Genomic DNA, 6213 nt, shown 5'->3' on the forward strand with positions numbered 1-6213 from the left:
CTACGCAGTCGAACGGGAGCAAGCTCCCTCGCCACAGAAGCCAGCTCCCACATTGGACCGGGTTTCAGCATCAGATTCGGGAGATCCCTGTATGCGCATCGCACTAGACCCCTACATGTACCGCCATTTGCCCCTCGGTCAAATGGTCGACAAGGCCGCCGAGCTTGGCTACCAGCACATCGAGCTGTCCCCCCGCGAAGATTTTCTGCCCTTTTACAAAGCCGCCCGCGTCGACCGCGCGCGCATCAAGGAATTTCGCAAAGCCTTGAGCGACGCCGGCGTGCAATTGTCCTCGCTGTTGCCGATGTACCACTGGGCCGCCGCCGATGAAGGCCTGCGCGTGGCCGCCGTGCGCAACTGGAAACGCGCGATTCAGATCGCCGTGGAAATGGACTGCGAGCTGGTCAACACCGAGTTCACCGGCCAATCCGACAACCCGTTGGTCTGCGAAAACCAGTTCATGCGCTCGATGGACGAGCTGATGCCGGAGTTCGAGCGAGAAGGCGTCAAGCTGGATATTCAGGCGCACCCGTACGATTTCTGCGAGCGCAACAACGAGTCGGTGGACATCATTCGCGGCCTCGACCGTGACTGGATCAACTACCTCTATGCTGCGCCGCACACCTTCTTCTATGACGATGGCAAAGGCGACATCGCCGCGATGCTCAAATACGCCAGCTCCAAACTCAGCCACGTGATCATCGCCGACACCTACAACCACCGCGCATCCTCCAACCTGCGCTATATCGTCAACCCGCCGGGCGTGACCGCTACCGTGCACCAGCACCTGGACATCGGCCAGGGCGAAGTGAACTGGGAGGCGTTTTTCGGCACCCTGCGCGAGATCAAGTTCGACGGCATCGCCACGGTTTCGGTGTTTGCCTGGGAAGACCGGCCGGACGCGTCCAACCGGATGATGCTGGAGCGGGTGACCCGTGAACTCTGTCAATAAAGGAATCGACCCATGCGAATCGGATTGGTTGGCTACGGCCACGGTGGCCGCTTTTTTCATGCTCCGCTGATTGCGACCCTGCCAGGCGCGATCTTTGTCGGTGTAGTGACCCGTTCAACGGAGCGCCGCCAGCAACTGGCAAGTGACCATCCCGGTCTCAAGGCCTTTGACTCCATCGGCCAGATCGTCGAGGCGGGTGTCGATGCCCTGGTGATTTCCACCACCCTCAAAGGTCGCCCGGCCCTGGTGCTGGAAGCCATCGAACACGGCGTGGCGGTGGTCAGCGACAAACCGTTCGCGAGCAACGCGGAACAGGCTCAGGCCTTGATTACCGCTGCCGAGCGCCAGGGCGTGTTGCTCAGCGTTTATCAGAACCGGCGCTGGGATTCGGATTTCCTGACCTTGCGCAAGCTGATCGCCGCCGGCGCCCTGGGCGACATCACCCGGTTTGAATCCCGCGTGGAGCGCTACAGCCCGCAAGCCGTGGGTAACCCCAGTGGCGGCGGTTGGCTGCGCGACCTGGGCAGCCATTTGGTGGACCAGGCGATGCAACTGTTTGGCCCGGTGGACCGGGTATTTGCGCAACTCCAGTTCAGCCCGCAATACCCGACCCTCGACCACGGCTTCTTCGTGTCCCTGACCCACGCCAACGGTGTGATCTCGCACCTGTGGGGCAGTGCGCTGCAAAACAGCCAGGCGCCGCGTTTCAGAGTCAGTGGCACGCTGGGGTGTTACACCGTCGATGGCCTGGATGGTCAGGAGGAATTGCTGTTGGCCGGCAAATCGCCTAAAACCGAAGGTGAACACTGGGGCGCCGAGGAACACCGGCGCTGGGGCTGGTTTGAGCAAGGCGCGGAGCGCGAGCGGGTGCCGTCGGAAAAAGGCTGCTGGACGCAGTTTTATCACCAGTTGCACAGGGCTGTGCAAGGGCAGGGGCCGCTGCCGGTCGACGCCTATGACGCGCTGGAAACCACCCGTATATTGGACGCTGCACGCCTCAGTCATGAGCTCCAGCAGGTGGTTGAAACCTCGGTGCTGTAGGGCTTTTTCAGAAAAATAGAACTAAATTCCAAATAGTGTTGATATGGAATTAATTTTCCAATAAAGTCATTTCCAGGTTGCATAAAGTACGTTCGGACTCGATCCGCACGGCTCAACAAAAACAAGATCAAAAACAACCAGGTACCGTCAGATGAAAATCTTTAACGCTGTACTGCGAGTTTTACGCCCTGCCAATACGCCACGCGGTCTGCCCCGCGCCCGGCCGTTTTATTTCTCCTTCCTTAATGTGCTGTGCGTCGAAAACAAAGGCGCCCTGGTCTGCTGCATTCCAGGCGCACCGGTTGTTCGACTGCCGTCTTCGCAAGCCCCGTTCTGATAAACGCCACGTCCAAAAAACCAACAAGAAATTGGAGACAGACCGTTCATGAAGACCCCGATCCGTTTTACCGCACTGGCCCTGTCACTGTTGCTGGCCAGCGGCGTTGCCGCCGCCGCCGACCTCAAGGTAGGCGTGAGCATGTCCGCGTTCGATGACACCTTTCTGACCTACCTGCGCGAAGACATGGACAAGCAAGCCAAGTCCTATCCCAAGGGTGATGGTGTGCAGCTGCAGTTTGAAGACGCCCGCGCCGACGTGGTGAAGCAACTGAGCCAGGTCGAAAACTTTATCAGCCAGAAGGTCGACGCGATCATCGTTAACCCGGTGGACACGGCCTCGACGGCGCGCATCATCAAGTCCGCCACCGATGCGGGTATCCCGTTGGTGTTCGTCAATCGCCGTCCGGACCAGAAAGACTTGCCCAAAGACGTAGTCGCGGTGGTTTCCGACGATCTGGAGGCGGGTCGCCTACAGATGCAATATCTGGCCGATAAAATGGGCGGCAAGGGCAAGGTGGTGATTCTGCTGGGTGACCTTGCAAACAACGCCACTACCAACCGCACCAAAGGCGTGAAGGAAGTGCTGGCCAAGTACCCGAACATCAAGATCGAGCAGGAACAGAGCGGCACCTGGTTGCGCGACAAAGGCATGACCCTGGTCAACGACTGGCTGACCCAAGGCCGTGAGTTCGACGCGGTGGTCGCCAACAACGACGAAATGGCCATTGGTGCGGCCATGGCGCTGAAGGCGGCCGGCACCAAGGCGGGCAGTGTACTGATCGGCGGTGTCGACGGTACGCCAGACGGCTTGAACGCAATCGCCAAGGGCGAGTTGGCAGTCTCGGTGTTCCAGGATGCCAATGGCCAGGCTGTGGGTTCGGTCGAAGCTGCGCGCAAGATGGCCAAGCACGAGTCGGTCGAGCAGAACGTGATCATTCCGTTCAAGCTGATCACTCCGGAAAACGTCAAAGACTTCAAGTAGCTCTGACATTACAACAATAAGCCGGCAGGGAGGCCACGGTCGCCCTGCAGATGGAGTACCTCCTTATGCTCGCTCAAGCGACTGTCTCGCAGCCTCCCGGTATCCAGCCTGCGCTGCTCGAAGAACCCTACCTGCTGGAAATCGTCAATATCAGCAAAGGCTTTCCCGGCGTCGTGGCCCTGGCCGATGTGCAACTGCGGGTGCGCCCGGGCTCGGTGCTGGCGCTGATGGGCGAGAACGGTGCCGGCAAGTCGACGCTGATGAAAATCATCGCCGGTATTTATCAGCCCGACGCGGGGGAAATCCGTCTGCGCGGCAAGCCCGTCGTGTTTGAAACACCGCTGGCGGCGCAGAAGGCGGGCATTGCGATGATCCATCAGGAACTCAACCTGATGCCGCACATGAGCATCGCCGAGAACATCTGGATTGGCCGTGAACAGCTCAACAGCCTGCACATGGTCAACCACCGCGAAATGCACCGCTGCACCGCCGAACTGCTCGCCCGCTTGCGCATCAACCTGGACCCCGAGGAGCAGGTGGGCAACCTGAGCATCGCCGAACGGCAGATGGTCGAGATTGCCAAGGCGGTGTCCTACGACTCCGACATTCTGATCATGGATGAACCGACGTCGGCCATTACCGATAAAGAAGTGGCCCACCTGTTTTCGATCATTGCCGACCTGAAATCCCAGGGCAAAGGCATCGTCTACATCACCCATAAAATGAACGAGGTGTTTGCCATCGCCGACGAAGTCGCGGTGTTCCGCGACGGCCACTACATTGGCCTGCAACGCGCCGACAGCATGAACAGCGACAGCCTGATCTCGATGATGGTCGGCCGCGAGCTGAGCCAGCTGTTCCCGGTGCGCGAAAACCCGGTGGGTGAACTGCTGATTACGGTGCGCGACCTGCGCCTGGACGGTGTGTTCAAAGGCGTGTCGTTCGACCTGCACGCCGGTGAAATCCTCGGCATTGCCGGGTTGATGGGCTCGGGCCGTACCAACGTGGCGGAAACCATTTTTGGCATCACCCCAAGCAGCGGCGGGCAAATAACCCTCGACGGCAAGCCGGTGCGTATCACCGACCCGCACATGGCCATCGAGAAAGGCTTCGCGCTGTTGACCGAGGACCGCAAGCTCAGCGGTTTGTTTCCGTGCCTGTCGGTGCTGGAAAACATGGAGATGGCCGTGCTGCCGCACTATTCGGGCAACGGTTTTATCCAGCAGAAAGCCCTGCGCGCGCTGTGCGAAGACATGTGCAAGAAGCTGCGGGTGAAAACGCCATCCCTTGAACAGTGCATCGACACGCTGTCTGGCGGCAACCAGCAAAAGGCCTTGCTGGCGCGCTGGTTGATGACCAACCCACGCCTGCTGATTCTCGATGAGCCCACTCGCGGCATCGACGTCGGCGCCAAGGCCGAGATTTACCGTTTGATCTCCTTCCTCGCCAGCGAAGGCATGGCGGTGATCATGATTTCCTCTGAGCTGCCTGAAGTGCTGGGCATGAGTGACCGGGTGATGGTGATGCACGAAGGCGACCTGATGGGCACTCTGGATCGCAGCGAGGCGACCCAGGAAAAAGTCATGCAGCTGGCTTCCGGGATGACCGCAGTCCACTGAATACAGAATAAGAAGGTGATCGGCTATGAACGCAATTACAGACAACAAGCCTGCCACGGCACCGGTCAAGCACCGTCGCCGCTTGCCGACTGAGCTGAGCATCTTTCTGGTGCTGATCGGCATCGGCCTGGTGTTTGAACTGTTTGGCTGGATCGTGCGCGACCAGAGCTTCCTGCTGAACTCCCAGCGTTTGGTGCTGATGATTCTGCAAGTGTCGATCATCGGCCTGCTGGCGATTGGCGTGACGCAGGTGATTATTACCACGGGGATCGACTTGTCGTCCGGCTCCGTGCTGGCGCTGTCGGCGATGATCGCCGCGAGCCTGGCGCAAACCTCTGACTTTTCCCGGGCGGTATTTCCCAGCCTGACTGACTTGCCGGTGTGGATCCCGGTGGCGATGGGGCTTGGCGTGGGACTGCTGGCGGGGGCGATCAACGGCAGCATTATTGCGGTGACGGGTATTCCGCCGTTTATCGCGACCCTGGGCATGATGGTCTCGGCCCGTGGCTTGGCGCGGTATTACACCGAAGGCCAGCCGGTGAGCATGCTGTCGGATTCGTACACGGCGATCGGCCATGGTGCGATGCCGGTGATTATTTTTCTGGTGGTGGCGGTGATCTTTCATATCGCCCTGCGGTACACCAAGTATGGCAAGTACACCTATGCCATTGGCGGCAACATGCAGGCGGCGCGCACGTCGGGGATTAACGTCAAGCGCCATTTGATTATTGTCTACAGCATCGCCGGGTTGCTGGCGGGGTTGGCGGGTGTGGTGGCTTCGGCACGGGCTGCTACCGGGCAGGCCGGGATGGGGATGTCGTATGAGTTGGATGCGATTGCGGCGGCGGTGATTGGCGGGACCAGCCTGGCGGGCGGGGTAGGGCGGATTACCGGGACTGTGATTGGGGCGCTGATCCTTGGGGTGATGGCCAGCGGGTTTACCTTTGTTGGGGTGGATGCGTATATCCAGGACATTATCAAGGGGTTGATTATTGTGGTGGCGGTGGTGATTGACCAGTATCGGAATAAGCGCAAGCTGAAGCGGTAGGTGTTGTTTTGGGTTGAGGCTTTAACTGGGTACATATCCGTTATTTTGGGGGGGCTGATATCGGTTCCGCTCTTACAGCGGGTCACTTTTGGAAGGACCCAAAAGTAACCAAAAGGTCCTCGCCCCACCACTCGGTGCCTCGCTTAGGCTTGGCATGCCCTCACTCCGGCTTGAAACCGTGGGCCGCCGCGATGGGCCATCCTTGGCCCAGCGCGGCTAACCCGGCGTCCTG

The 6213-nt window shown here is 59.6% G+C and carries 6 protein-coding genes; all 6 read left to right on the forward strand.

Features of this window, described 5'->3' with window-relative positions:
- The first annotated feature begins 91 nt into the window (after positions 1–91).
- The 6 genes from Q7C20_RS22705 (at position 92) to Q7C20_RS22730 (ending at position 5981) form a co-directional block, all read left to right on the forward strand.
- Complete coding sequence (locus Q7C20_RS22705) at positions 92–952, forward strand: sugar phosphate isomerase/epimerase (RefSeq protein WP_348059229.1); 861 nt, start codon at positions 92–94, stop codon at positions 950–952.
- Positions 953–964: 12 nt separating this feature from the next.
- The gene (locus tag Q7C20_RS22710; protein WP_375070394.1) at positions 965–1993 is read left to right on the forward strand and encodes a Gfo/Idh/MocA family oxidoreductase; all 1029 of its coding nucleotides are present in this window, start codon (positions 965–967) and stop codon (positions 1991–1993) included.
- Positions 1994–2144: 151 nt separating this feature from the next.
- On the forward strand, positions 2145–2330 hold the full coding sequence (locus Q7C20_RS22715) for a hypothetical protein (protein WP_348059233.1): 186 nt from the start codon (positions 2145–2147) through the stop codon (positions 2328–2330).
- Positions 2331–2378: 48 nt separating this feature from the next.
- Complete coding sequence (locus Q7C20_RS22720; RefSeq protein ID WP_348059235.1) at positions 2379–3314, forward strand: sugar ABC transporter substrate-binding protein; 936 nt, start codon at positions 2379–2381, stop codon at positions 3312–3314.
- A gap of 65 nt (positions 3315–3379) precedes the next feature.
- The gene (locus Q7C20_RS22725) at positions 3380–4933 is read left to right on the forward strand and encodes a sugar ABC transporter ATP-binding protein (RefSeq protein ID WP_375070396.1); all 1554 of its coding nucleotides are present in this window, start codon (positions 3380–3382) and stop codon (positions 4931–4933) included.
- 25 nt (positions 4934–4958) lie between these two features.
- Positions 4959–5981: an ABC transporter permease gene (locus tag Q7C20_RS22730; protein WP_348062685.1), complete on the forward strand. Its 1023-nt coding sequence runs from the start codon at positions 4959–4961 to the stop codon at positions 5979–5981.
- The last annotated feature ends 232 nt before the right edge of the window (positions 5982–6213 follow it).

This window comes from Pseudomonas sp. AMR01 (assembly GCF_041946035.1).
Classification (GTDB): Bacteria; Pseudomonadota; Gammaproteobacteria; order Pseudomonadales; family Pseudomonadaceae; genus Aquipseudomonas; species Aquipseudomonas antarctica_B.

Bases quoted from the DNA above. Each gene is read 5' to 3' on its own strand.
- Q7C20_RS22705 (WP_348059229.1), top strand. From the start codon at position 92: ATGCGCATCGCACTAGACCCCTACATGTACCGCCATTTGCCCCTCGGT.
- Q7C20_RS22710 (WP_375070394.1), top strand. From the start codon at position 965: ATGCGAATCGGATTGGTTGGCTACGGCCACGGTGGCCGCTTTTTTCAT.
- Q7C20_RS22715 (WP_348059233.1), top strand. From the start codon at position 2,145: ATGAAAATCTTTAACGCTGTACTGCGAGTTTTACGCCCTGCCAATACG.
- Q7C20_RS22720 (WP_348059235.1), top strand. From the start codon at position 2,379: ATGAAGACCCCGATCCGTTTTACCGCACTGGCCCTGTCACTGTTGCTG.
- Q7C20_RS22725 (WP_375070396.1), top strand. From the start codon at position 3,380: ATGCTCGCTCAAGCGACTGTCTCGCAGCCTCCCGGTATCCAGCCTGCG.
- Q7C20_RS22730 (WP_348062685.1), top strand. From the start codon at position 4,959: ATGAACGCAATTACAGACAACAAGCCTGCCACGGCACCGGTCAAGCAC.